Origin of the sequence: Lentzea aerocolonigenes (genome assembly GCF_000974445.1) — a bacterium.
Taxonomy (GTDB): domain Bacteria; phylum Actinomycetota; class Actinomycetes; order Mycobacteriales; family Pseudonocardiaceae; genus Lentzea; species Lentzea aerocolonigenes.
Genome location: NZ_BBOJ01000045.1, coordinates 1 through 24,126 on the forward strand (window position 1 = coordinate 1; position 24,126 = coordinate 24,126).

Below are 24,126 nucleotides of genomic sequence, written 5' to 3' on the forward strand. Positions count from 1 at the left end.
ACGTCGGTGACCCACTTCGTGTCCGGAGCCTCGGCGCCGAACTCGCGGTTGAGCACGTTCTCGGCGACCGTGCCGGGCTGCCCGAGCCAGGACCGGTACCGCCGGGGCCGCCGCACTATGCAGACCAGACCCAGCGTGTTCATCAGCGTAAGCACGGTCTTCTTGGCCACCTGCCAGCCTTGGCGGGTCAGCACCGTGTGGATCCGCCGGTGCCCGTAGCGGCCCTTGGCCTGCTCGAACGCCTCCGTGATCGCCGCCTTGAGCTCGGCATGCGGATCGGGCCGGTCCAGGCGGGCCTGGTGGTAGAAGAACGTCGAGCGGGTCAGGCCGGCGACCGCCAGCAGCACCGGCAGCGGAAACTCAGCCTTGAGGGCGGCGATGATCTGGGTTTTCACCCTCGCCCCTGCTCCCTCAAGGCCCGCAATTTTTTCAGGTAGGCGACTTCCGCGGACAGCAGCAGGTTCTCCGCCCGCAACCGTTCCAGCTCACTGTCGGCAGGCGCGGACGCACCACCGGCAGGACGGCCCTTCCGCTTGGGCCGCAACGCTTCCTCGCCCTCACTGCGATACGCCCGAACCCAGGTCTCGACCAGCTTGGGCGAGGACAGACCGTGCTCGCGCGCCAGCTCGAGCGCCGTCGCCTCACCACTGACATACCGGCGCACGACCTCGAGCTTGAACTCGAACGTGAACGACGGCTTGCCCGGCTTCCTCATCAGCGCTCCCGCGCTCCGCAGCATCCAACGATCACGCAAGCGTCGCACCGCCGTCGGCGACACACCCAACCGGGTCGCCACAGCCTTCGCGCCATACCCGTTCTCGAACAACACGACAGCGGATGCCCGCTCCCGCTCAGACAACGAACTACCTGGATGCACCCCACCACTCCCCGGAGAGCCGGAACTGGATTCCCAGTCCAACTTCCGGGGAGCGGTTCAATGAAGGCGCCCTTCATCGACTAATCCAGGCGGGCTGTCAGGTCGCGGACGAGCGGGTCGGTGCCCGAAGGCTTGTTCTGGCGCCGCAGAGCTTCCGACAGGACCGACAGCACGTTCCCGACCTGGGCGTCGTCGGGCAGCAGCGATGCCGCCCGGCGCGCCTCGGCCTCCGCGCCCTCGGCGTCGTCGGCGCCCAGCAGCACCTGGGCCGCGCGCAGCACCACGAACACCCGCCAGTTCTCGTCGCCCAGCGACACCACCAGCGCCTCGGCGTCGCGGTAGTGCTTCATCGCCAGCGCGAACTCGCCCGCCTGGCCGTGCACCCACGCGCGGATCGCGGCGATCTCCGCCTGGCGTCGCGTGACCTCGCGCGGGTCGTCCAGCAACGGCAGCAGCGTTTCGGCCGCGTCGACGGCCGCGCGGGTTTCCACCACCTCGTTGTCGGGCAGGTTCGAGGCCAGCTCGATCAACGAGCCGATCGCCTCAGTGAGGTTGCCCTCCTGCTGCCACAACGCGGCGGCCGCGCGCCACGACGCCGTCGCCTCGTCGTGCTTGTCCAGGCGGCCCTGCACGGACGCGAGTGCGTCGAGCAGGAACGCCCTGCGCCCCACCTCCTCGGGCGGCAGCAGTTCCGACGCCTCACGCAGGTAGCGTTCGGCGGCGGGCAGTTCGCCCAGCTTTCGGCACACCTGACCGAGCCGGAACACGACCTGCAGCCGCAGGTCCTCCTGGCCGTCCTGAAGCAGCCGCAACGACTCCTCGAGCACCTCGGCGGCCTCGACGAACCGGTCCGTCTGCACGTACCCGCCGCTCAGCGCGAAGCAGAAGTGCGCGGTGTGGCCGGGGGAGAGGTGCACGCGCGAGATCGCCACGGCCTCGCGCAGGTCGCCCAGGCAGGCTCCCTCCTGGTCCAGCTCCTGGATCGACGCGACCTGGTACCAGCGCGCCTCCGCGGCTTCCGGCAGCGGGAACGCCGCCACGAACTCGCGTGACGTCGCCACGGCTTCAGGAACGCGGTGCAGCAGCGTCTCCAGCCGCAACCGCAGCCGGTAGCCCTCGAACCGGGCGTTCAACGGCAGGTCACCGGCCATGGCCGCCTGGACGTCCGCGTACGCGCCGTCGAGGTCCTGCTGACGCGCCCGGTGTTCCGCCGCCTCGACGGCCACCCGTCCGCGCAGCTCCGGAACGTCCAAAGAGGACGCCAGCGTGATCATCTCGGACGCCCGGTCGGGCGCGCCGGCGTCGTCCAGCAGCTCGGCCAGCGTCAGTGCCGCCACCGTCCGCGTGTATTCCGACGTCGCCTCGGCCAGGCACCGTTCGGCGAGCTCCAGGCCGCCTTCGAGCCCTGACGCGAGCCGTGCCTGGTAGCGCAGAGCCAGATCGGCGGGCAGCGCGGTCAGCATCTCCTCGAACGCCGCCGGGTCGAACGGGACCAGGCCCGTCGTCATCCGCCGGATGCCCGCGTGCGCGGCGAGATCGGGCGGCAGCAACGAGTCCATGTCCGCGGGCAGCGAGTCGAGCATGCGCCGCGCCTTCACGAAGTCGCCCTGCTCGTACAGCGTCACCATCGCCTCGGCGATCTCCACCGGGTCGCCGAACACGACCGGCTCCTGCGCGGGAGCGGCCACCGGCGCCGCCGGGACCGCCAGCTCGACGTGCGGGTAGTCGGCCTGCTCCAGCGACCTCGTGATCCGCTCGGTCCACGCCGGCGTGCCGTTGCGCTCGTCGAACGCCTTGGCGAGCTCCACCGCGCGCGCCGACAACCTGTCGAGCAACGCCGCCGCGGTGAGCGTGCCGACCGAAGGCACCTCGAAGACCACGTCGGGAGAAATCCGCTGCAGCAGCACGGAAGCGCATTCGGCGAACGACATCTCGTCGGCCGGCAGCTGGGTCGCGGTCACCTTGTGCAGCGACCGCCGCAGGATCTCCTCGCCGCGGGAGACGTTGCCCGTCAGCGCGCAGAACCGGATGTGCTCGTGCACGTACGAGGTGATCTCGTCGTCCTTGATCAACCGGTACGCGGTCGTGTGCGCGTGCGCGGCGCGTTCGGTGTCGCCGATCTCCAGCAACGGCCACAGCAGCGCGGACAGGATGCCCTGCGGCTGCGTGGTGCAGTTCGTGTTGCCCGACAGGCCTTCCCAGCCGTGCGCGGCGGCCTCCTGGTGCCGGCCGAGCCGTGCCAGCATCCAGACCTGCTCCTCGACCACGCACGCGTCGCAGTCCGCCATCGGACCGGACTCGGTCGCGAGGTAGCGCCCCAGGTGTTCGGCCAGACCCGTCATGTCACCGACGTGGTAGGCGTACTCGGCCCGCGCGCCGTGCACCGGCTGCACCGAGAAACCGAGGCGCCCGTAGCGGTCGGCGAGCTGGCCGATCACCGCCTGCAGCTGGTCCAGCGAGAACCGCGGGTCCCGGCGCAGCCCGGTCGCGATCCACTTGTGCGACCAGTTCAGCGAGTGGCGCTCGTAGTCGTTGAACGCCTCCGGGTCCTTCTCCTCAGCGGCCCGCGCCCACGCGAACGGCGCGAGCATGAGGTCGTAGCGCGCCAGGTAGTACGCCGAGTCGATCAGCGAGATCCGGCACGACACCCCGAGCGGCAGGTGCCCGAGCGCGTCGGACATGCGCGCCGCCCGTTCCAGCGCCTCGTGCTTCGGCATGCCGGTCGGCATGTTGTACGCCTCGAGGAACGCTCTTTCCGCGTCCTCCGCGGTGAAGTCGGCCATGTCACTTGCCCCCAACGGCGCGGTCCAGCAGTTCCAGGAACGAGCGGTTCAGCGCCGCCGTGTCCTTCGGTCGCATCGCCCGCCGAGCCTGCAGAACGGCGTGCACGTACAAGGATTCCAGTGTCAGCTCCACCAGCGCGGGGTCGTTCAGCCGCGCCAGCCGCTGCACGAGCGGGTTGCGGCAGTTGAGCACCAGCTGCTCCGGCCGCGAGGACCCGGAGCCGGCGGTCAGCTGCCCGAGCAGTTCCGCCCACAGCGGGTCGGTCGCCTCCTCGGCGGTCTGCTCGGTGTCGAGCTTGCGCTGCTGCTCCGCGTTGGTGATCAGCAGCGCGGGCAGCGAGACCGGGTCGAAGTCGCGGATCACCGCGTCGCAGTCGTGCCGGTCCAGGGCCGCCGCACCGTCGGACAGCCGCAGCCGCAACGCCGTCTCGATGTCCGGTTCCGGGTCCGCCAACGCCGCCAGCAGCTCCGTGGGAGCGACCCTGCGCGCGACGGACGCGCCGTCCAGCGCGCTCAGCCGGTTCAGCAGCTCCAGGTCGTAGGCGTAGCCGGCGTTCACCAGGCCGAGGCCCTGCGCGGCCGCGACCGGTGCGAGCTGGTGGAACTCGTCGACGTCCGGGATGTAGAGGATCGCGCCGTGCTTGCGCTTGAACTGCCGCAGCGGGACCGGGCCGTCGGTGGTCTCGAACGGCAGCCAGCGCTCGACCAGCCGCAGCATCTCGTCGTCCGACCGCGCCAGCGACTTGATCCCCAGGTGGTGCGCCGCCAGCAGCTCACCGGCGCGGCGCGGCTCGATCGCGTCCAGCCGGATCAGCCAGTCGCGGATCTGCTCGCCCAGCTCCTCGCGCACCGCCAGCAGCGTCTCGTCCTGGTACAGCGACTCCCGCGACGCCGTCGGCCGGATCGACGACGCGTCGACCACGCACCGCACGAAGTACGCCCAGTCCGGCAGCAGACCCTCGACGTTGTCGCCGACCAGCATCCGCTTCAGGTACACGCGGTGGGTCTGACGCGTGCCGGGGTGCACCCCGGACGGCAGCACGAACGCGACACCGGTCAGCCCGGCCGCCTCGACCTCGATCGGGATCGCCTCGAACGGGGTGAACCCGAAGATCTGCTCGCAGTACGCCGAAAGATCGGCTTCCTCGTCGTCCCAGGGACGTTCACCGCGGGTCACCGCAGCGCCGTCCAGCGTCACCACGGCCGGGAGCAGATCGCCGTAGTCGCTCACCAACGGCCGCACGACGTCCGCTTCGAGCCAGTGCTCGTTGCCTCGCGACGCGCTCAGCACCACCGTCGTGCCGACCGGCACAGCGTCCGCAGTGTCCACTTCGGACACTGAATAGTTTCCCGACGAATCGGCCTGCCAGCGCACCGCCGGACCACCGCGCGCGGACCGAGTGACAACAGTCACTGAAGAAGCCACCAGGAAGCACGACAGCATGCCGACGCCGAACTGACCGAGGAACCCCTCGCGGGCGAACCCCAGGTCATCGCGCTTGGACGTCCGCCCGAGCGTCGACAGCAGCTCGTGCACCTCGGTCTCGGTGAGGCCGACACCGGTGTCGGTGATCGTCAGCGCGGGGCCGCAGGTGATCGTGACCTCGGCCGGGCAGGACGGGTCGAGCTCGCGCCGTGCCGTGATCGCGTCGACGGCGTTCTGCAGCAGTTCGCGCACGTAGACGCGGGGACTGCTGTACAGGTGGTGGCTGAGCAGGTCGATGATGCCGCGCAGGTCGACGCGGAAGGTGTGCGACATGATGCCGTCCATCCTAGGGACGGACCAGGGGCCAGTGCCGCTCTTTAAAGGAACGTCCGGGAGCGGTCAAGAGCGCACCCACTAGGATCTGCCTGTTGATTACCAGATGTCCGCGACGGGAGCTGTACACCAACCATGTCCGGAGCCAACGACCCGTACGACCCGAAGCAGGTCGCGGCGCTGTCGGCCGAGCACCTCGACGCAGCCGTGCAGAAGGCGCGCGAGGCGTTCGCCGGAGCTGCCGACCTGGAGGCCCTGGCGGCGGTCAAGCCGGGCCACCTCGGTGACCGGTCGCCCGTGCTGCTGGCCCGCCGCGAGATCGGTGCACTGCCTCCCAAGGCGAAGGCCGAGGCCGGCAAGCGGGTGAACGAGGCGCAGTCCGCGATCAGGACCGCGTTCGACGAGCGCCACGCCGTGCTCCAGGTCGAACGCGACGAGCGGGTGCTGCGCGAGGAGTCCGTGGACGTCACGCTGCCGTGGGACCGCTTCCCGCGCGGCGCGCGCCACCCGATCACGACGCTCGCCGAGCGCATCGGTGACGTCTTCGTGGCCATGGGCTACGAGATCGCCGAGGGCCCCGAGCTCGAGACCGAGTGGTTCAACTTCGACGCGCTGAACTTCGGCAAGGACCACCCGGCCCGCTCGATGCAGGACACGTTCTACATCGCGCCGTCGGACAGCAGCCTCGTCCTGCGCACGCACACCTCGCCCGTGCAGGCCCGCACGCTGCTGGACCGCGAACTGCCGGTGTACGTCGTGTGCCCGGGGCGCACGTTCCGCACCGACGAGCTCGACGCGACCCACACCCCGGTGTTCCACCAGGTCGAGGGCCTCGCGGTCGACAAGGGCCTGACGATGGGCCACCTCAAGGGCACGCTGGACGCCTTCGCGCGCTCCATGTTCGGCGAGGACTCGAAGACCCGCCTGCGCCCGAGCTTCTTCCCGTTCACCGAACCGTCGGCCGAGGTCGACGTGTGGTTCCCGGAGAAGAAGGGCGGCGCGGGCTGGGTCGAGTGGGGCGGCTGCGGCATGGTCAACCCCAACGTCCTGCGCGCCTGCGGCGTCGACCCGGACGTGTACTCCGGCTTCGCGTTCGGCATGGGCCTGGAGCGCACGCTCCAGTTCCGCAACGGCCTGCCCGACATGCGCGACATGGTCGAGGGCGACGTCCGCTTCACCCAGCCATTCGGAACGGAGGCCTGATCCGGTGCGCATCCCGGTCAGCTGGCTGGTCGAACACCTCGGTTTCGACGAAGTCCCCACGCCCGACGAGCTCGCCGAGGCGTTCACCCGCATCGGCATCGAGGTCGAGGAGGTGAGCCCGCTCGGTCCCGTGACCGGCCCGATCGTCGCCGGTCGCGTCGTCGAGATCGAGGAGCTCACCGAGTTCAAGAAGCCGATCCGCCACTGCAAGGTCGAGGTCGGCCCCGAGCAGGTCAACGAGATCATCTGCGGCGCCACGAACTTCGTCGAGGGCGACTCGGTCGTCGTCGCGCTGCCCGGCGCCGTCCTGCCGGGTGACTTCACGATCTCCGAGCGCAAGACGTACGGCCGCATGTCGCAGGGCATGATCTGCGCCGCCGACGAGCTCGGCATCGGCGACGACCACTCCGGCATCCTCGTGCTGCCCACGGGCACCGCGCAGCCGGGTGACGACGCTCTCGAGCTGCTCGGCCTGAACGACAGCGTCATCGAGGTCGCGCCGACGCCGGACCGCGGCTACGCGTTCTCGGTCCGCGGCCTGGCCCGTGAGATCGCCTGCGCGTTGGACGTGCCGTTCGGCGACCCCGGTGTCGTCGAGATCCCCGAGGCCGAGGGCGAGGTGTGGCCGGTCCACATCGAGGACCGCACCGGCTGCTCGCGGTTCGTCGCCCGCCGGGTCACCGGTGTCGACCCGACCGCGCCCACGCCGTGGTGGATGCGCCGCAGGCTGATGCTCGCGGGCATGCGCTCGATCTCGCTGCCGGTCGACGTCACGAACTACGTGATGCTCGAACTGGGCCAGCCGCTGCACGCGTTCGACGCTGCTTCTCTCTCGGGCGCGCTCACGGTCCGTCGGGCTCACGCGGGCGAGAAGCTCACGACGCTGGACGACTCGGTGCGCGCGCTGGACCCCGACGACATCGTGATCGCGGACGACTCCGGCGTGATCTCGCTCGCCGGTGTCATGGGCGGCGCGTCCACGGAGGTCCAGGACACCTCCTCGGACATCCTGCTGGAGGCCGCGAACTGGGACCCGGCGTCCATCGCGCGCACGGTCCGCCGGCACAAGCTGCCGTCCGAGGCCGCCAAGCGCTTCGAGCGCACGGTCGACCCGGCGCTCGCCCCGGTGGCGCTGGAGCGGGCCGCGAAGCTGCTCAACCACTACGCCGAGGGCCAGATCAAGCCCGGCCGCACCGACGTCGGCGTGCCCGCGCTGCCCGCGCCGGTGTCGATGCCGATCGACCTGCCGGACCGCGTGGCGGGCGTCCGCTACGCGCGGGGCGTCACGGCCCGCCGCCTCGGCCAGATCGGCTGCCAGGTCTCCGTCACCACCTCGGACGACGGCCAGACGATCGTCACCGCCGTGCCGCCGACGTGGCGTGCCGACCTCGTGCAGCCCGCCGACCTGGTGGAGGAGGTGCTGCGGCTCGAGGGCTACGACACGATTCCCTCGGTCCTGCCGCCCGCCCCCGCCGGCCGCGGCCTGACCGAGCAGCAGCGCCGTCGCCGCACGGTGTGGCGCACGCTGGCCGAGGACGGTTTCGTCGAGGTGAAGCCGTTCCCGTTCATCGACCCGTCGGTGTTCGACGCGTTCGGGCTCGCCGAGGACGACGTCCGCCGCAACACGGTCGGCGTGCTGAACCCGTTGGAGGCGGACAAGAACGTCCTCGCCACCACGCTGCTGCCGGGCCTGCTGGAGACCCTCCAGCGCAACCTGGCCCGCGGGGCGAAGGACGTCGCGCTGTACAACATCGCCCAGGTGACGTTGCCGCGCGCGCAGCAGATCCCGGTGCCCGCTCTGGGGGTCGACCGCAGGCCCACCCAGGCCGAGGTCGCCTCGATGCTGGCCGCGCTGCCGCAGCAGCCGCTGCACGTCGCCGGTGTGCTCACGGGCCACCGCGAGCTGGCCGGTTGGTGGGGCAAGGGCCGCGTGGCCGAGTGGTCGGACGCCGTCGAGGCCGCCCGCCGCGTGGGCCAGGCGTACGGGGTGACGTTGCGCGTCGTCGCGTCGGACCTCCTGCCGTGGCACCCCGGCCGCTGCGCCGAGCTGCGCGTCGGTGACTGGCCCGTCGGCCACGCCGGTGAGCTGCACCCGAAGGTGATCGAGGCGCTGGGCCTGCCCAAGCGGACCGTGGCGTTCGAGCTCGACCTCGACGCGCTGCCGCTGGACGACCACCGCCCGGCCCCGATGGTGTCGGCGTACCCGCCGGTGCTGCTGGACGTCGCGCTCGTCGTGGACGCCTCCGTGCCGGTGCAGTCCGTGTCCGAGGTGCTCGGCGCGTCCGCGGGCGACCTGCTCGAGGACATCCGCCTGTTCGACGTGTACACGGGTGAGCAGGTGGGCGAGGGCAAGAAGTCGCTCGCGTACTCCTTGCGCTTCCGCGCGCCGGACCGCACCCTGACGGTCGAGGAGGCGACTTCGGCCCGAGACGCCGCTGTCGCCGCCGCCGGCGAACGTTTGGGCGCCGCACTCCGCGCCTGACCGGTTCTCACCTGGTGAAGCCCGAGATTCCACGCGAATCTCGGGCTTCGCCGCGTTGCGGGTGCCCTGCTCCGCGATCCGAACTCGACCTCGGTGTCGAGGCCTCCGGCGACGGGTGTCACTATGTACACAGTGTTGTCGCAACAGGGGTTCCAGGCCTCAGCCAGCTGCGTGGGCCGCCAGCTACAACCAGATCAATTGTTCATGAAAGTTCGCTCGATCGGTCGAATCCCGGCAGTCGGGATTTGGGATCAAATCAGCAGGTGGTAGCCCTGCGTAGCTGTCAAGGTGCCAAAAGTCCTTCATTACAGGGGGAAATCGGCGCCCGTCAGACGCTTGCGCAGTGCGTGAAGCTTCTCCAAGATTGGCGACGCGGCCCGCTGGGCCGAGGGGCGAAGCGATGAACCACCGGGCGAGTCTGGTCGCCGGTCCGGTGGGGAGCTAGAGGCGAACCCACCGCCTGGAGCAACAACTCTGGAGAGTTGCGCCATGCGTAGTTTGGGTCCGCGCCTTGAGATCGCCGTGTCGTTGACGATCCTCATGGTCGGCGCGGCCGTCGTGGCGGCCATGCACCTGACTTGGCCCGACCCGAAGACACCCGCGATGGCGTACTCCGTCAGCAGTGGCGAGTCCGGCATGCAGAAGCTGAAGCCGTTCGAGATCAACGACATCTCCGGCGCGGCCGTGGAGCTCAAGCCGGGCGCCGAGGGCGAGCGCAAGGTGCGGCTGTCCAACCCGAACTCCGTCGACATCATCGTCGAGAGCCTGTCCGCCATCCCGGGTCAGCCGCTCGACGCCACCCAGCAGCGCGTCGAGGGCTGCCCGTCCGGCGTGCTGACCGTGGTGCCGCTCAAGGACATCGTGGAGATCCCGGCCGGAGGCGCGGTCGAGGTCGTCATGAAGGTCCAGGTCGCGAAGGAAGTTCCGGCCGCCTGCGCCGAGCTCGTCTTCCCGCTCACGTACTCGGGTCGCGCGAAGCACGGCTGAGCACCACCCGAACCAGCCCCGTCCCGTCCCGCTGGCCAAAACCGGAGCCGGCGGACACTGGTTGGGCAGGTGCTCAGAGGTGTTTCAAAGCCTCCCTCCGTGACAACGGCGACAGCCCCGGACGAGCGTCCACGAACGCCCGCACCCACCCCGGCTCGGTCTTCGCGAACTCCCGCAGCGCCCACCCGATCCCCTTGCGCAGGAAGAAGTCGGGGTCGTCCGCGTTCGCGTCGATGGTCGCGGCCAGCAGCTCCACGTCGGTGGCGCCCTTCGACCCGAGCTGGCAGATGATCGACGTCCGGCGCCGCCACCTGTCCGCGTCGGCCGACCACTTCAGCATCAGCGGCCGCACGACGTCCGGCGTGGACCGCAGCAACGGTCCGACCCGCTTCGACGCGATCTCGTCCACGTAGTCCCACCACGCGCCGGTGACGATCATCTCGTCGAACCACGGCATCAGCTCGACCGACTGGAAGCGGCGGTCCCCGCTCACCGCCAGCGCCACGTACCGCTCCTCGCGGTAGGTCGCCTCCCGCCACAACGTCTGCACGGCGTCGAGCCACTCGTCGCGATCACTGGGCACCGGCAGCGACTTCAGCAACGCCACCCGCGCCGGTTTCTGCACGCCCAGGAACGGCATGTCGGACTTCATGTACGCCTGCATCTCCGGCGCCTTCACCGGATCCGCCAGCTCCCGCAAACCGGCCCGAACCGCTTCTGCGAATGTCACGGAACTCACCGTATACCCAGGTCGTACGGCTCAAAGGAGTACGACCGTTGAGATCGATGGCCCATTGCCGACGCAAATATCTCGGGAAACGCAATCATCACTTTGCCCGCGCGGGATTGTGAACAGAAACGATGCTTCCGCCGACTACCATTCGCATTCATGCGCGTGCTCATGGTTGTGGCGGCGCTCGTGCTCACCAGCATGGGTGCCACCAAGGCTGACACGGTGGACTACCTGGATCTACCGCTGTCCAACGGAAACGGGGAAGTGCGGGGTGGCGTTCACCCCGACCTGCCGTACGACAAGGCCGTGCTCGAAGCCGCGCTGAACCGGCACCGCACGAAAGGCGTGCCGCCGACGCGGTTCAAGGCGTTGCTGTGGCAGTACTGGATAGTCCGCGCCGCCGAGGACGCGGGCGTGCGGCTGTCCGAGTGGGACCCGCAGCGCAGCGCCGAGACCAACCGCGAGACCATCTTCGCGGTCTACGACTTCTACGCGAAGCTCTACACCCAGAACCCGGACACGTTGCGGTGGATGGGATTCGCCAACATCGGCGCCCCCGCGTTCGCCGCCGGCATGCTCGACTTCGGCACGCTGCCGGAGCTGCGCTGGTTCTCGTCGATGCTGATGTCCATGCAGAAGCACATCTTCATGGACCTCGGCGCGATGCACGCCGCCTACCTGCACGGTGGGATCAAGGCCGTGGAGGAGATGCGCGACGCGGGGATCATCGACGCCGACACCACCGCCGCGTGGGCGGATCCGGCGCAGGCGGTCATGGAGTTCTCGTCGCGCGAGCAGAACCTGGTGATCGCCGAGCAGTTCAACCGGATGCGTTCCCGGTTGCTGCCGCCCGGTGAGGTCGTCACGTACGCGATCACCGTGGCCGGCCCGATGCCGGTGCCGGGAGGCAAGACCCCCGCGCAGTACCGGCCGTTGTTCGGCGGCCCGCTGCCCGCGTTCAACTACGCGGACCGGGAAGCGCGCTGGGACTTCCTCAGCCACGACACGGTTCCCGCCTACGAACGGCTGTCCAAGGACACCGTGCACCGGATCGTGCAGCGACCGTTCGCGGACCGCGTCGCGGAGTACCGCGCCACGGCCCGCCTGCTCGACCTGATCATCCCGTTCGGGAGTGACGAGTCCCGGACCGGAGATCGCTGAGCACCGTCAGCCGGTCCTCGTCGACGATGCGGCGCGTGGTGACTCGGTCGGGGTAGCAGCGCATGAACATGTTGGTGAAGTGCGTGCCGTAGTGGATGACGTCGTCGCCGTGCGGATCGTCCAACGGCCGCACGACGGCCTCGAAGTTCGGCTCGTGGAAGTACGCCATGGTGAACCGTTCGCGGGTGTTCAGCAGCACCTTGTGCGGTGTGGACAGCAGCCTTCCGCCGGTGAGGAACTGCAGGACGTCGCCGGGGAACACCGTGAAGACGTGCGGCACGGGTTCGACGTAGGTCCAGCCGTCGGCCTCCTGGAAGCACCCGGCCGCCGACTCGTCGGGCAGCCAGTTGCGCGGCCGCTGTTCGCCCTCGATCGGCGGGCGGACGTAGAGGCCACCGACGTCGTCCTGGGCGGCGAGGACGAGCATGCCGTAGTCGGTGTGGGCACCGATTCCGCGGTCGACGGCGCCGGACCTGGTGGGGAAGCGCAGCACTCGCATGTGGTGCCAGCCGTCCGCGGTCAGCCTGGTGAACGCGTCGGCGTCGTGCCCGAAGCCGAGCGCTGTCAACACGAGGATCTTCTCGCCGGCCTCGCCGAGCACCGCCATGAACTCCCGCATGGCGTCCCGGTAGCGCTCATCGGGCCACGGCACGGGTCCGTGGCACGGCCATCTGCCGACGACGCGGGAGTCGTCGAGCGGAACGTCCTTGCAGACCGTGAAGATCTCCGAGTAGTCCGCGACGCCGTCGGTGACCTCCTCGCCGGACGCGATGTAACCGGCGTAGGTCAGGTCGCTCACGAACCGTGACTTCTCCTCGAGCGTCAAGTCGTGGAAGAACCTCCTGCTGGCGGCCATGGCCTCCTCGGTCTTCCGGTCCTGCACCGCGTCCGTCGCGATCTGCAGAATCCCGTCGGCCTGCCAGGCGGCGATCAGCTGGCGGCCGAGCTCGACGTCGTCGTCCGAACCGGTGACGGTCTCGGGCAGACGGAAGGTGCGTAGTTCGGTCATGGCCCAACGAACGCTGGTTCGGCGTCAGGGGTTCATTTTTCTTTCGGGGGTGGAATCGGATCCGTCTTAGTAGGCTGCTGGTCATGACGTCGTACGACTACGACCTGATCGTCATCGGCTCTGGTCCTGGCGGCCAGAAGGCGGCGATCGCGGGTGCGAAACTGGGCAAGCGCGTGGCGATCATCGACAAGCAGGAGATGGTCGGCGGCGTCTGCGCGAACACGGGCACCATCCCGTCGAAGACCTTGCGCGAAGCCGTCATGTACCTGACGGGCATGAGCCAGCGCGAGCTGTACGGCGCGAGCTACCGCGTGAAGCAGGACATCACGATCAGCGACCTGATGGCCCGCACGCAGCACGTGATCGGCCGCGAGGTCCAGGTCGTGCGGGCGCAGCTGCACCGCAACGGCATCGACCTGCTCAACGGCGTCGGCCGGTTCGTCGACCCGCACACCGTTGCGGTGGAAGGAAGTCACCGCGGCGACCACACGACGATCTCCGGTGAGTTCATCGTCGTCGCGACCGGTACGACGCCCGCGCGGCCGTCCGTGGTGGACTTCGACGAGGAGCGGATCCTCGACTCCGACGAGGTCTTCGCGCTCCAGGAGATCCCGTCGTCGCTGGTCGTGGTCGGCGCCGGTGTGATCGGCATCGAGTACGCGTCGATGTTCGCCGCGCTCGGGTGCCGCGTCACCGTCGTCGAGCAGCGCGAGAGGATGCTGGACTTCTGCGACCCGGAGATCGTGGAGTCGCTGAAGTTCCACCTGCGCGACCAGGCCGTCACGTTCCGGTTCGACGAGAAGGTCGTGGACGTCTCGGTGTCGGACTCGGGCACGATCACGACCCTGGCGTCGGGCAAGCGGATCCCCGCCGCCGCGGTCATGTACTCGGCCGGTCGGCAGGGCTGCACCGACAAGCTGGACCTCGCCGCCGCCGGTCTGGAAGCCGACCGCCGCGGCCGGTTGACCGTCGACGAGCACTACCGCACGCCGGTCGAGCACATCTACGCCGTCGGTGACGTGATCGGGTTCCCGGCGCTCGCCGCGACGTCGATGGACCAGGGCCGGCTGGCCGCGTACCACGCGTTCGGCGAGCCGGTGCACGACCTGACCGCGTTGCAGCCCATCGGCATCTACACGATTCCGGAGATCTCGTACTGCGGCGCGACGGAGACCGAGCTCACCTCGTCCGCGGTTCCTTACGAGGTGGGCATTTCGCGGTACCGGGAGCTCGCCCGCGGCCAGATCGTCGGTGACGCGTACGGCATGCTGAAGCTGCTGGTGTCCACTGTGGACCGCAAGATCCTCGGCGTGCACGTGTTCGGCACCGGCGCCACCGACCTCGTGCACATCGGTCAGGCCGTGATGGGTTGTGGTGGCACGGTCGACTACCTCGTCGACACGGTCTTCAACTACCCGACGCTGTCCGAGGCGTACAAGGTCGCCGCACTGGACGCGACGAACAAGATCCGCGCGCTGGACCGCTTCACGACCGGGTGAGCCCCGCGTCGTGGGCGATGATGGCGGCCTGCACGCGGTTGGCGCACTCCAGCTTGGGCAGGATCCGGCTGATGTGCGCCTTCACCGTGCCGGTCGCCATGTAGAGCTGTTCGCCGATCTCGGAGTTGGACAGTCCTTCGCCGACGAGCCTGAGCACGTTGCGTTCGGTCTCGGTGAGCGCGTCGATCTTGCGGCGCGCCTGCGAGCCGTCGCCGGGTGCGGTGAGGTGCTTCTCGATCAGGCGCTTGGTGATCTGCGGGGCGAGGATCGGTTCGCCCCGCGCCGCCTTGTGCACGGCGTTGATCAGCTCTCGCGGCGGGGTGTCCTTGAGCAGGAACCCCGTCGCGCCGACCTTGAGGGCCTGCGCCACGTAGGAGTCCTCGCCGAACGTCGTGAGCATGACGACGTTGGTGCCGCCCGCGATCTGCTCGGCCGCCTTGAGACCGTCGCCGCCGGGCATGCGGATGTCGAGCAACGCGACGTCGACGGAGTGCTGCAACGCGAGCTCGACGGCCTGCTTGCCGTCGCCCGCCTCGGCCACCACGGTGATCTCCGGGTCGTTCTCGAGGATCAGCCGGATGCCGGCGCGCATGAGTGTCTCGTCGTCGGCGATGAGGACTCGGATCACGCCCGGCACACTACGGCTTCTCCTGCTGCTTCGAGTGCAGCTTGCCGTCGCGGAAGCACAGCTTGTAGAGCAGTTCAGGGTCGTGCGACGTCCGGTACCGGTAGCACCCGTCCACGCCGAGCTGCCCGAGGCCGAACTGGTTCGTGACCTCCTCCTCGGGGGTGGCGCCCACACGCAGCGAGTCGAAGTACGGTGCGTTCATCTGCGTGGAGTTCAGCAACGCGAAGAGCAGCAGCACGATCAACGCCCCGGCGACCGGCAGCAGGGCCATCAGACCGAGGCAGCCCCCGCCCAGCACCCGCGGCACGGTCAGGATCTCCGCCGCGAGCGGTGGCGGCACCTCCCTGACCTCGGTGGCGGCCTGGACCGACGGGTGCAGCGGCACGTCCGCGGCCACCCGGAACCCGCCCTCGACCGGCTGGCCCGCGCTGAACGAACCGCCGAGCAGGCCGACGCGTTCCTCCAGACCGATCAGGCCGCGGCGCGCACCCCGGGCAGGCGGTCCGCTGGACGGTCCGTTCACCACCTGGATCCGCGCACGTCCACCCTGGACGCTGACCTGCACCCTGGTGCGGGCGTGCGGTGCGTGTTTGCGCACGTTGGTCAACGCCTCGCGGACCACCCGGTGAACGGCGCGCCTGGTGCGGGGGTCGGCGCCGTGCATGTCGTCGCCGGACCAGTCGAGCGACGCCGAGGAGCTCTTCACCAGTGCGGCGATGTCGGAACGGGTGCCGGTGTCCTCGTCGAGCGACTCGGGTTCGGGGTTCGTCCGCAGCACGCCGAGGATCTCGCGCAGCTCGGCCATCGCGAGCGACGACGTCGTGCGGATCAGCTCGGCCTGCTCGTGCAGCTGCGGTGCTTTGCGCGCGGTCGCCAGCTCGAGGGCCCCGGCGTGGATGGAGATCAGGCTGAGCCGGTGGCCGAGCATGTCGTGCATCTCGCCGGCGATGTGCGCGCGTTCCTCGGACCGAGCCGACGCGGCGGTCAGCGCGCGGGCGCGTTCCAGGTACTCGTTGCGCTCCTGCAACAGCCTCACCACCGGCCTGCGGCGGCCGAGCAACATGCCGGACACGGCCGGGAACAGCACGAAGAACGCCGTCCCGGCGAATCCGCCGACCAGGTTCTGCCACAACGGCTGGCTCTGGCCCACCACGAAGAGGCTGAAGCCGGTCTGCAGCACCATCGCCGCACCCAGCAGCGCCCACAGCCGGCCCCGGCGGGGGATGCGCCGGGACGCCGCGAAGACGACGAACGTGGTCGTCGCCTGGGCCCAGAGGTTGTTGACCGCGAAGAGCGGCGCGGTGAGCAGCAGCGCCCACGCCGGTTTTCGCGGCGCGAGCCAGATGAGCCCCGCGATCCACACGGCGGTGGCGATGGTCAGCAGCGGGTGCGGGGTCGGTGCCAGCGGCGCGATCAACGGCACCAGGCCGACCAGGAACGCGAGCGCGGGCCAGACGAACCTCATCGGCTCAGCTCCCTCTTCGCGGTCAGCACGCCGCCGCGGTCGAAGCACAGCTCGAAGTCGCGGCTGGAGTCGTTTCGGACGTGGTAGCGGAAGCACCCGGCGTTGTCCGACGGCACGCCGAAGCCGTGCGTCTCGGTGACCTCCTCCTCGTGCGAGACCGACACCTGGAACGCGTCGAACTCCTGCCGGGTCATCTCGCCCCGGCTGAAGATCGCGATGACGAGCAGAACGAACACGGTGCCGAGCGCAGGAACGACGGACAGGGTGGCGAGGCAGCCGCTGCCGATCGCGCGCGGCACGGTGAGGATCTCCGCGGTGATCGGTGGTGGCGCCTCGGCCACGGCACCCGCCGCACCCGCCTCCTCCTGCACGACCGGGTGCGACGGCAGGTCAGCCGCCACCCGGAACCCGCCGGCGAACGGCCCGGCGTCGAACGTCCCGCCGATCAGCGCGACCCGTTCCTCCAGCCCGATGAGCCCGCGCCGGGTGCCACCACCCCGGGGTTCACTGCTCTGGCCGTTGACCACCTCGACGTGCACGCGGTCGCCGACATGCACTGACACGCGCGTGCGGGCTGACGGCGCGTGCTTGTGCACGTTCGTGAGTGCCTCCCGCACGACCCGATGCACCGCCCTCCGCAACCGTGCGTCGGCATCGGCCAGATCATCACCCGACCAGTCCAGGTGGACGGACACGCCTGCAGCAGTAGAAGCGGCCACCAGCCGTTCGACGTCCGCGCGCGTACCGGCGTCCTCATCGGCGTCGGCCGAGCTTCCCAGGACGCCGAGGATCTCGCGCAGCTCCTCCATCGCGACCGCGGACGTCCTGCGGATCAACTCGACCTGTTCCCGCAGCTCCGGGGCCTGCTCGGCGGCGGAGCGCTCCAGCACGCCCGCGTGCGCGGTCAGCTGGCTGAGGCGGTGGCTGAGCATGTCGTGCATCTCGCTGGCGATGTGCGCGCGCGTGTCGGACCTCGCGGTGCTCGCGGTCAACACACGCGCGTGTTCCAAGTAGTCGTTGCGTTCCATCAGGACCTGCGTCAACGGCTTGCGCCGCCCGACGAGCGCTCCGGCCACGGCGGGGAAGGTCAGCAGGAACAGGACCGTGAACGCCGTCTCGAGGACGAACTCCGTCAGGCCGTCGGCTGCGCGCCACGCGTGCAGGCCGCCGAACCCGGCCTGGAGCACGGCCGTCCCGGTCACCACCGCCCACAGCTGCCGCGGTGAGCGGAGGCTGCGGCCCGCGCGGAAGATCACGAGCGAGGTCGGGGCGATCGCGAGCAGGTTGCCGGCCGCCTGCAGGGGAGCGGTGAGCAGGATCGCAGTCCGCGGCCACCGGGCACTCACGGGCACCAGCGCCCCCGCCCACACGGCGGAGGCGACGACGAGCCACCACTCGACCGGTCTGCCGAGCGGTGTCACCAGCGTCACCAGGGCCAACAGGAAGACGCAGACCGCCCACAGCCCGTCACGCAGCCTCACGTTCACGCTGATCATTCTGGTCAACGCGGCCACCGGCACCCAGCGCCAGGTGGCCGCGTCCGCACAGCCACCCGTCCACTTCTTGACGCACGCGGGGCCCTCTCGTGCGCCAGGAGAGTACGAAAGCTCCCCGCGTACTCAACTCGGTTGAGTGAGTTTGCATGACCGTGCATAATCATGCGCATGACAGTGAGGATCGCGGTCGCGGGCGCCAGCGGATACGCGGGTGGCGAGCTGCTCCGCCTGCTACTGGCTCATCCGGACGTCGAGATCGGCGCGCTGACGGCGAACAGCAGCGCCGGCGACCTGTTGCTCAAGCACCAGCCGCACCTCCTGCCGCTCGCGGACCGACGACTCCAAGACACCACAGCCGAGACCCTCAAAGGGCACGACGTGGTGTTCCTCGCACTTCCCCACGGTCACTCGGCTGAGCTCGCCGAGCAACTCGGGGACGACACCGTGGTGATCGACTGCGGCGCCGACCACCGGCTGACCAGCGCCGACGACTGGAAGCGGTGGTACGGCGGCGAGCACGCGGGCTCCTGGCCGTACGGGTTGCCGGAGCTTCCCAACCAGCGGGACAGGCTCGTGGGCGCACGCCGCGTCGCCGTTCCCGGCTGCTACCCGACGGTGTCCTCGCTAGCGCTGGCGCCCGCCGTCGACCTCATCGAGGACGAGGTCGTCATCGTCGCCGTGTCCGGCACGTCGGGCGCGGGCAAGTCGCTGAAGCCGAACCTGCTCGGGTCCGAGGTCATGGGCTCGGCCAGCGCGTACGGCGTCGGTGGCGCGCACCGCCACACCCCGGAGATCACCCAGAACCTGAGCGCGGCGGCCGGTCGTCCGATCAAGGTCAGCTTCACGCCGGTGCTCGCGCCGATGTCGCGCGGCATCCTCGCGACCTGCACTGCGACTCTCAAAGACACCGCAAACGTTCGCGAGGCCTACGAGAAGGCGTACGCGAACGAGCCGTTCGTGCACCTCCTGCCCGAAGGTTTCTGGCCGACGACGAACGCGGTTCTCGGTTCGAACGCTGTTCAGATGCAGGTCACCGTCGACGAGGACCTGGGCAGGCTCGTGGTCGTGGCCGCCGTCGACAACCTGGCCAAGGGCACGGCGGGTGCCGCTGTCCAGTGCATGAACCTCGCTCTCGGACTGCCGGAAACGGCAGGCCTCTCGACCGTTGGAGTCGCTCCGTGAACCGCACCAAGGGCGTCACCGGACCCCGGGGTTTCCGGGCCGCCGGGATCGCCGCCGGGATCAAGGAATCCGGTGCTCTCGACCTGACGCTCGTCGTGAACGACGGGCCCCAAGACGCCGCCGCCGGTGTCTTCACCACGAACAAGGTGAAGGCCGCGCCGGTGTTGTGGTCGCAGCAGGTGATCCAGTCGCGACGTCTCACCGCGGTCGTGCTCAACTCCGGCGGTGCCAACGCGTGCACCGGTCCCGAGGGCTTCCAGGACACCCACGCGACGGCGGAGAAGGTCGCCGAGGTGCTCGGCGTCGGCGCCGTCGACGTCGCGGTCTGCTCCACCGGCCTGATCGGTGAGCGCCTGCCGATGGACAAGGTCCTGACCGGCGTCGAGAACGTCGCGAAGGAGCTGGACTCGTCCGTCGAGGCCGGTCTCAACGCCGCCACCGGCGTGATGACCACCGACAGCCGTCCCAAGCAGTCGTGGAAGGCTTCGTCGCAGGGCTGGTCGGTCGGTGGGTTCGTGAAGGGCGCGGGCATGCTCGCACCGAACATGGCCACGATGCTGTCGGTCATCACGACCGACGCCAAGATCTCCGGCGAGCAGCTGGACCAGGCGTTGCGTCTCGCCACCGGCCGCACGTTCGACCGCCTCGACGTCGACGGTGGCACGTCCACCAACGACACCGTGCTGGTTTTGGCTTCCGGTGCCTCGGGTATCGAGCCAACGTTGGAGGACTTCGCGGCACTGCTGACCGAGGTCTCCGCCGACCTGGTCAAGCAGCTCCAGGGCGACGCCGAAGGTGTGACGAAGGAAATCAGCATCACCGTCAAGCAGGCCGCGACCGAGGCCGAGGCCGTCCACATCGGACGGACCGTCGCCGAGGACAACCTGGTCAAGACCGCGTTGTTCGGCAGCGACCCGAACTGGGGCCGCATCGCGATGGCCCTGGGCCGCGCGGACGCCGAGATCGACCCGGACGTGCTGCAGATCCTGATCAACGGCGTGTCGTTGTACCGCAACGGAACGCGCGACCGCGACCGGTCCGAAGCCGACCTGTCCGGCCGCGAGATCGAGATCGTCATCGACCTCAACGTCGGTGACGCCGAAGCCACCGTCCTGACCACGGACCTGTCCCACGACTACGTCGAAGAGAACAGCGCATACTCCTCATGAACGCACAAGAGAAGGCGGCGGTCCTCGTCGAGGCACTGCCATGGCTGGAGCGCTTCCGCGGCGCGCTCGTCGTCGTCAAGTACGGCGGCAACGCCATGGTCGACGACGAGCTGAAGAAGGCGTTCGCCGAGGACATGGTGTTCCTGCGGCTGTGCGGCCTGCGCCCGGTCGTCGTGCACGGCGGTGGCCCGCAGATCAAGTCGATGCTGGACCGGCTCGGCATCCACAGCGAGTTCCGCGGTGGCCTGCGCGTGACGACTCCCGAGGCCATGGACGTCGTGCGGATGGTTCTGGTCGGTCAGGTCGGACGTGAGCTCGTCGGCCTGATCAACCAGCACGGCCCGTACGCGGTCGGCATCTCCGGCGAGGACGCGCACCTGTTCACCGCCACGCGCCGTGGAGCGGTCGTGGACGGCGAGGAGGTCGACATCGGTCTCGTCGGCGACATCACCGAGGTCAACCCGGACGCGGTGCTCGACATCGTGCGTGCGGGCCGGATCCCCGTGGTGTCGTCGGTCGCGCCGGACATCAACGGTGTGCCGCACAACGTGAACGCGGACACCGCCGCGGGTGCGCTGGCGGTCGCTCTGGGCGCCGAGAAGCTCGTCGTGCTCACCGACGTCGAGGGTCTTTACGCGAACTGGCCGGACAAGTCCTCGCTGCTCAACCAGGTTCGCGCGGCGGAGCTCGAGAAGATGCTGCCGGACCTGGAAAGCGGCATGGTGCCGAAGATGGAGGCCTGTCTGCGCGCGGTGCGCGGCGGAGTTCCGCAGGCGCACGTGATCGACGGGCGGCTGGCCCACTCGGTGTTGCTCGAAGTCTTCACCTCCTCGGGTGTGGGCACGATGGTGTTGGGGGACAAATGACCACGCGCTGGCAACAGTCCATGATGGACAACTACGGCACGCCTCAGCTCGCTCTGGAGCGCGGTGAGGGCGCGTACGTCTGGGACACCGACGGAAACCGCTACCTGGACCTGTTGACCGGCATCGCGGTCAACGCCCTGGGCCACGCGCACCCGAAGATCGTCGAAGCGGTCACGAAGCAGATCTCCACGATCGGCCACACGTCGAACCTCTACGTGAACGAGCCCGCGCTGGCGCTGGCCGAACGGTTGCTCGACCTGTGCGGCGTGCCGGGCAAGGTGTTCTTCTGCAACTCCGGCGCCGAGGCCAACGAGGCGGCGCTGAAGATGTCCCGCCGCACCGGCCGCACCAAGGTCGTGGCGACGCTCGGCGGCTTCCACGGCCGCACCATGGGCGCGCTGTCGCTGACCGGCCAGGAAGGCAAGAAGACGCCGTTCGAGCCGCTCGTTCCCGGCGTCTCGCACATCCCGTTCGGTGACGTCGCCGCTCTCGAGGCCGCCATCGACGAAGACACCGCGGCGTTCATCGTCGAGCCGATCCAGGGCGAGATGGGCGTCGTCATGCCGCCCGAGGGTTATCTCCAGGAGGCGCGCCGGATCACGTCCGAGCACGGCGCGTTGTTCATCCTCGACGAGGTGCAGACCGGCATCGGCCGCCTCGGCACGTGGTTCGCGTTCCAGCAGGCCGGGATCGTGCCGGACGTCATGACCCTCGCGAAGGGCATCGGCGGTGGCCTGCCGCTCGGCGCGACCATCGGGTTCGGCGCGGCGGCGGAGTTGTTCCAGCCCGGACACCACGGCACCACGTTCGGCGGCAACCCGGTGTGCTGCGCGGCCGCCCTCGCGGTGCTCGACACGATCGCCGCGGAAGGCCTGCTCGAGCACGCCTCAGCCGTGGGCAAGGAGATCGCGGCCGGCGTGGAGGCGTTGCACCACCCGGCGATCTCCGGAGTGCGGGGAGCCGGTCTCCTGCTCGGCATCACGCTGCGCGAGGCGGTCTCGGCGAAGGCCGCGGCGGCCGCGCAGAAGGCCGGTTACCTGATCAACCCGATCCAGCCCGACGTCATCCGCCTGGCGCCGCCGCTGATCCTGGACGAATCCGACGCGCAGTCGTTCGTGGCCGCGCTGCCGACTTTCTTTGAGGAGCAGCAGTGACTTTGCGGCACTTCCTCCGCGACGACGACCTGACCACCGAGGAGCAGGCGGCCGTCCTCGACCTCGCGGACACCTACAAGGCGGACCGGTTCACCGCGAAGCCGTTGGCGGGCCCCAAGTCCGTCGCGGTGATCTTCGAGAAGAACTCGACGCGGACCCGGCTGTCGTTCGAGGTCGGCATCGCCCAGCTCGGCGGCAACCCCGTGATCATCGACGGCCGGTCGATGCAGCTGGGCCGCGAGGAGACGATCGAGGACACCTCGCGGATCCTGTCCGGGTACGTCGACGCCGTGGTGTGGCGGACGTTCGCACAGGCCCGCATGGAAGCGATGGCTTCCGTTTCGCGGATTCCCGTCGTGAACGCGCTGACCGACGAGTTCCACCCGTGCCAGGTGCTCGCGGACCTGCAGACGATCCGCCGCCGTTACGGCAAGCTGGCCGGACTGACGCTGACGTACCTGGGCGACGGCGCCAACAACATGTCGCACTCGCTGCTGCTGGGCGGTGCCACGGCGGGAATGCACATCCGCATCGGCGCGCCGGCGGGGTTCGTGCCGAACCCGCAGTTCCTGGAGGACGCCAAGAAGCGTGCCGCAGAGACCGGCGGCTCGGTGGCGTTGATCAGCGACCCGCGCGAGTCGGTGGACGGCGCGGACGTGCTGGTCACCGACACGTGGACGTCGATGGGCCAGGAGAACGACGGCAAGGACCGCGTCGGCCCGTTCCGCCCGTACCAGGTGAACTCGGACCTGCTGGCCGCGACCGGAAAGCCCGACTCGACCGTGCTGCACTGCCTGCCGGCGCACCGCGGCTGGGAGATCACCGACGAGGTGCTCGACGGTCCGCAGTCGCTGGTGTGGCAGGAGGCCGAGAACCGGCTGCACGCGCAGAAGGCGTTGCTCGTGTGGTTGCTGGAGCAGTCGTCATGACCCGCACCGCACGTCAGGGCCGCATCGTCGAGATGGTCAGCCAGCGTGCCGTCCGCAGCCAGTCGGAGCTCGCGAAACTGCTTGCGGCGGAAGGCATCGACGTCACGCAGGCCACGTTGTCGCGCGACCTCGACGAGCTCGGCGCGGTGAAGCTGCGCGGGCCTGACGGCGGTGCGCCGGTCTACGTGATCCCGGAGGACGGCAGCCCGGTGCGCGGCGTGCAGGGCGGGACGACGCGGCTCGTGCGGGTGCTCGGCGAGCTGCTGGTGTCGACCGACTTCTCGGGCAACCTGGCGGTGCTGCGGACTCCGCCCGGTGCCGCGCAGTTCCTGGCCTCGGCGCTGGACCGCGCGGCGTTGCACGAGGTCGTCGGCACGATCGCGGGTGACGACACGATCCTGGTCGTGGCCCGCGAGCCGATGACCGGCGCCGAGCTCGCCGACCGCATCACCGCGCTGGCCTCCGGTTCCGTCGATGAATGACCCCGTGCACGCGGTGCTGACCTTCGACGCCGGTGTGCCGGTGGCGGTCGACGGTGAGACGGTCTCGGTCGCCGAGGCCGTCCGCGAGCTCAACTTCCGCGCGGGCGTGGTCAGGTCCAGCCTGGGATCCGTCGCGGTGCGGGTGGCGCGGATGGCTTTGGCGACGGGTTCCGGCGAGGTCGACGTGGCGCTGCACGAGGGGCGCGTGGTCGGGCTCGTGGCCCGTTCGGAAGAATCGCTCTACGACTTCGCTAGCTGAGAG

At 69.6% G+C, this 24,126-nt stretch carries 21 protein-coding genes and 1 pseudogene; 12 read left to right on the top strand and 10 right to left on the bottom strand.

Features of this window, described 5'->3' with window-relative positions; all coding sequences use genetic code 11:
* From AOM45_RS48020 to AOM45_RS48035, 5 genes and pseudogenes are all read right to left on the bottom strand, one after another.
* A partial coding sequence (locus tag AOM45_RS48020) for an IS3 family transposase (protein ID WP_156249787.1) occupies nucleotides 1–395 on the bottom strand: 395 nt, incomplete at its 3' end.
* Nucleotides 392–715: a helix-turn-helix domain-containing protein gene (locus AOM45_RS48025; protein ID WP_236704098.1), complete on the bottom strand. Its 324-nt coding sequence runs from the start codon at nucleotides 713–715 to the stop codon at nucleotides 392–394. The genes AOM45_RS48020 and AOM45_RS48025, both read right to left, overlap by 4 nt.
* Before the next feature lie 33 nt (nucleotides 716–748).
* Nucleotides 749–877: pseudogene (locus tag AOM45_RS53980) on the bottom strand (helix-turn-helix domain-containing protein); the annotation flags it as partial.
* 80 nt (nucleotides 878–957) lie between these two features.
* The gene (locus AOM45_RS48030) at nucleotides 958–3,660 is read right to left on the bottom strand and encodes a tetratricopeptide repeat protein (protein WP_030474044.1); all 2,703 of its coding nucleotides are present in this window, start codon (nucleotides 3,658–3,660) and stop codon (nucleotides 958–960) included.
* Nucleotide 3,661: 1 nt separating this feature from the next.
* Entirely contained in the window at nucleotides 3,662–5,419 is a 1,758-nt protein-coding gene (locus AOM45_RS48035; protein ID WP_030474043.1) for an HSP90 family protein, read from the bottom strand.
* A 135-nt stretch (nucleotides 5,420–5,554) separates the two neighbouring features.
* Between AOM45_RS48035 and pheS the strand changes: the two genes are divergently transcribed.
* From pheS to AOM45_RS48050, 3 genes are all read left to right on the top strand, one after another.
* Nucleotides 5,555–6,622, top strand: a complete 1,068-nt coding sequence (pheS, locus tag AOM45_RS48040) for a phenylalanine--tRNA ligase subunit alpha (protein WP_030474042.1) — start codon at nucleotides 5,555–5,557, stop codon at nucleotides 6,620–6,622.
* 4 nt (nucleotides 6,623–6,626) lie between these two features.
* The gene (gene pheT / locus AOM45_RS48045; RefSeq protein ID WP_030474041.1) at nucleotides 6,627–9,104 is read left to right on the top strand and encodes a phenylalanine--tRNA ligase subunit beta; all 2,478 of its coding nucleotides are present in this window, start codon (nucleotides 6,627–6,629) and stop codon (nucleotides 9,102–9,104) included.
* Nucleotides 9,105–9,593: 489 nt separating this feature from the next.
* Nucleotides 9,594–10,091, top strand: coding sequence for a hypothetical protein (locus AOM45_RS48050; RefSeq protein ID WP_030474040.1), 498 nt, complete (start codon nucleotides 9,594–9,596; stop codon nucleotides 10,089–10,091).
* A gap of 73 nt (nucleotides 10,092–10,164) precedes the next feature.
* On the opposite strand, the gene AOM45_RS48055 is transcribed toward AOM45_RS48050, so the two are convergent.
* Nucleotides 10,165–10,830 (bottom strand): DNA alkylation repair protein, encoded by a 666-nt coding sequence (locus tag AOM45_RS48055; RefSeq protein WP_030474039.1) that lies wholly within the window; start codon nucleotides 10,828–10,830, stop codon nucleotides 10,165–10,167.
* Between the two features lie 150 nt (nucleotides 10,831–10,980).
* Between AOM45_RS48055 and AOM45_RS48060 the strand changes: the two genes are divergently transcribed.
* Nucleotides 10,981–11,985: a hypothetical protein gene (locus AOM45_RS48060; RefSeq protein WP_030474038.1), complete on the top strand. Its 1,005-nt coding sequence runs from the start codon at nucleotides 10,981–10,983 to the stop codon at nucleotides 11,983–11,985.
* Here the strand turns inward: AOM45_RS48060 and AOM45_RS48065 are convergent.
* On the bottom strand, nucleotides 11,942–12,994 hold the full coding sequence (locus AOM45_RS48065) for a 2-oxoglutarate and iron-dependent oxygenase domain-containing protein (RefSeq protein ID WP_030474037.1): 1,053 nt from the start codon (nucleotides 12,992–12,994) through the stop codon (nucleotides 11,942–11,944). The two genes, AOM45_RS48060 and AOM45_RS48065, sit on opposite strands and share 44 nt — an antisense overlap.
* 83 nt (nucleotides 12,995–13,077) lie before the next feature.
* On the opposite strand from AOM45_RS48065, the gene sthA reads away from it, so the two are divergent.
* Nucleotides 13,078–14,493: a Si-specific NAD(P)(+) transhydrogenase gene (sthA, locus tag AOM45_RS48070; RefSeq protein ID WP_030474036.1), complete on the top strand. Its 1,416-nt coding sequence runs from the start codon at nucleotides 13,078–13,080 to the stop codon at nucleotides 14,491–14,493.
* Here the strand turns inward: sthA and AOM45_RS48075 are convergent.
* From AOM45_RS48075 to AOM45_RS48085, 3 genes are read right to left on the bottom strand one after another with little or no spacing between them, the layout of a single operon-like run.
* Nucleotides 14,480–15,121, bottom strand: coding sequence for a response regulator (locus AOM45_RS48075; RefSeq protein ID WP_030474035.1), 642 nt, complete (start codon nucleotides 15,119–15,121; stop codon nucleotides 14,480–14,482). The genes sthA and AOM45_RS48075 overlap by 14 nt on opposite strands.
* A gap of 10 nt (nucleotides 15,122–15,131) precedes the next feature.
* Complete coding sequence (locus tag AOM45_RS48080; protein ID WP_051784828.1) at nucleotides 15,132–16,586, bottom strand: sensor histidine kinase; 1,455 nt, start codon at nucleotides 16,584–16,586, stop codon at nucleotides 15,132–15,134.
* Nucleotides 16,583–18,073, bottom strand: coding sequence for a sensor histidine kinase (locus AOM45_RS48085; protein ID WP_162185778.1), 1,491 nt, complete (start codon nucleotides 18,071–18,073; stop codon nucleotides 16,583–16,585). The genes AOM45_RS48080 and AOM45_RS48085 overlap by 4 nt, the downstream gene beginning before the upstream one ends.
* A gap of 177 nt (nucleotides 18,074–18,250) precedes the next feature.
* Between AOM45_RS48085 and argC the strand changes: the two genes are divergently transcribed.
* Genes argC through AOM45_RS54095 form a run of 7 tightly spaced genes read left to right on the top strand, consistent with a single transcriptional unit; the run spans nucleotide 18,251 to nucleotide 24,123 of the window.
* Nucleotides 18,251–19,264 (top strand): N-acetyl-gamma-glutamyl-phosphate reductase, encoded by a 1,014-nt coding sequence (argC, locus tag AOM45_RS48090; RefSeq protein WP_030474032.1) that lies wholly within the window; start codon nucleotides 18,251–18,253, stop codon nucleotides 19,262–19,264.
* Nucleotides 19,261–20,433 carry a bifunctional glutamate N-acetyltransferase/amino-acid acetyltransferase ArgJ gene (gene argJ / locus AOM45_RS48095; RefSeq protein ID WP_030474031.1) on the top strand — a complete coding sequence of 391 codons (1,173 nt, stop codon included), beginning with the start codon at nucleotides 19,261–19,263 and terminating at the stop codon, nucleotides 20,431–20,433. The genes argC and argJ overlap by 4 nt, the downstream gene beginning before the upstream one ends.
* Nucleotides 20,430–21,299, top strand: a complete 870-nt coding sequence (gene argB, locus AOM45_RS48100; protein ID WP_051784826.1) for an acetylglutamate kinase — start codon at nucleotides 20,430–20,432, stop codon at nucleotides 21,297–21,299. Before argJ ends, argB begins: the two co-directional genes overlap by 4 nt.
* On the top strand, nucleotides 21,296–22,453 hold the full coding sequence (locus AOM45_RS48105; protein ID WP_030474029.1) for an acetylornithine transaminase: 1,158 nt from the start codon (nucleotides 21,296–21,298) through the stop codon (nucleotides 22,451–22,453). The genes argB and AOM45_RS48105 overlap by 4 nt, the downstream gene beginning before the upstream one ends.
* Nucleotides 22,450–23,382: an ornithine carbamoyltransferase gene (gene argF, locus AOM45_RS48110; RefSeq protein ID WP_030474028.1), complete on the top strand. Its 933-nt coding sequence runs from the start codon at nucleotides 22,450–22,452 to the stop codon at nucleotides 23,380–23,382. The genes AOM45_RS48105 and argF overlap by 4 nt, the downstream gene beginning before the upstream one ends.
* On the top strand, nucleotides 23,379–23,864 hold the full coding sequence (locus tag AOM45_RS48115) for an arginine repressor (protein WP_030474027.1): 486 nt from the start codon (nucleotides 23,379–23,381) through the stop codon (nucleotides 23,862–23,864). Before argF ends, AOM45_RS48115 begins: the two co-directional genes overlap by 4 nt.
* Complete coding sequence (locus AOM45_RS54095) at nucleotides 23,857–24,123, top strand: hypothetical protein (protein WP_030474026.1); 267 nt, start codon at nucleotides 23,857–23,859, stop codon at nucleotides 24,121–24,123. Before AOM45_RS48115 ends, AOM45_RS54095 begins: the two co-directional genes overlap by 8 nt.
* The last annotated feature ends 3 nt before the right edge of the window (nucleotides 24,124–24,126 follow it).

Excerpts from the sequence above, each read along its gene's own strand:
- AOM45_RS48025 (WP_236704098.1), bottom strand. The coding sequence starts at position 715 with ATGAGGAAGCCGGGCAAGCCGTCGTTCACGTTCGAGTTCAAGCTCGAG.
- AOM45_RS48030 (WP_030474044.1), bottom strand. The coding sequence starts at position 3,660 with ATGGCCGACTTCACCGCGGAGGACGCGGAAAGAGCGTTCCTCGAGGCG.
- AOM45_RS48035 (WP_030474043.1), bottom strand. The coding sequence starts at position 5,419 with ATGTCGCACACCTTCCGCGTCGACCTGCGCGGCATCATCGACCTGCTC.
- pheS (WP_030474042.1), top strand. The coding sequence starts at position 5,555 with ATGTCCGGAGCCAACGACCCGTACGACCCGAAGCAGGTCGCGGCGCTG.
- AOM45_RS48050 (WP_030474040.1), top strand. The coding sequence starts at position 9,594 with ATGCGTAGTTTGGGTCCGCGCCTTGAGATCGCCGTGTCGTTGACGATC.
- AOM45_RS48060 (WP_030474038.1), top strand. The coding sequence starts at position 10,981 with ATGCGCGTGCTCATGGTTGTGGCGGCGCTCGTGCTCACCAGCATGGGT.
- AOM45_RS48065 (WP_030474037.1), bottom strand. The coding sequence starts at position 12,994 with ATGACCGAACTACGCACCTTCCGTCTGCCCGAGACCGTCACCGGTTCG.
- sthA (WP_030474036.1), top strand. The coding sequence starts at position 13,078 with ATGACGTCGTACGACTACGACCTGATCGTCATCGGCTCTGGTCCTGGC.
- AOM45_RS48080 (WP_051784828.1), bottom strand. The coding sequence starts at position 16,586 with ATGAGGTTCGTCTGGCCCGCGCTCGCGTTCCTGGTCGGCCTGGTGCCG.
- argC (WP_030474032.1), top strand. The coding sequence starts at position 18,251 with ATGACAGTGAGGATCGCGGTCGCGGGCGCCAGCGGATACGCGGGTGGC.
- argB (WP_051784826.1), top strand. The coding sequence starts at position 20,430 with ATGAACGCACAAGAGAAGGCGGCGGTCCTCGTCGAGGCACTGCCATGG.
- AOM45_RS48105 (WP_030474029.1), top strand. The coding sequence starts at position 21,296 with ATGACCACGCGCTGGCAACAGTCCATGATGGACAACTACGGCACGCCT.
- AOM45_RS48115 (WP_030474027.1), top strand. The coding sequence starts at position 23,379 with ATGACCCGCACCGCACGTCAGGGCCGCATCGTCGAGATGGTCAGCCAG.
- AOM45_RS54095 (WP_030474026.1), top strand. The coding sequence starts at position 23,857 with ATGAATGACCCCGTGCACGCGGTGCTGACCTTCGACGCCGGTGTGCCG.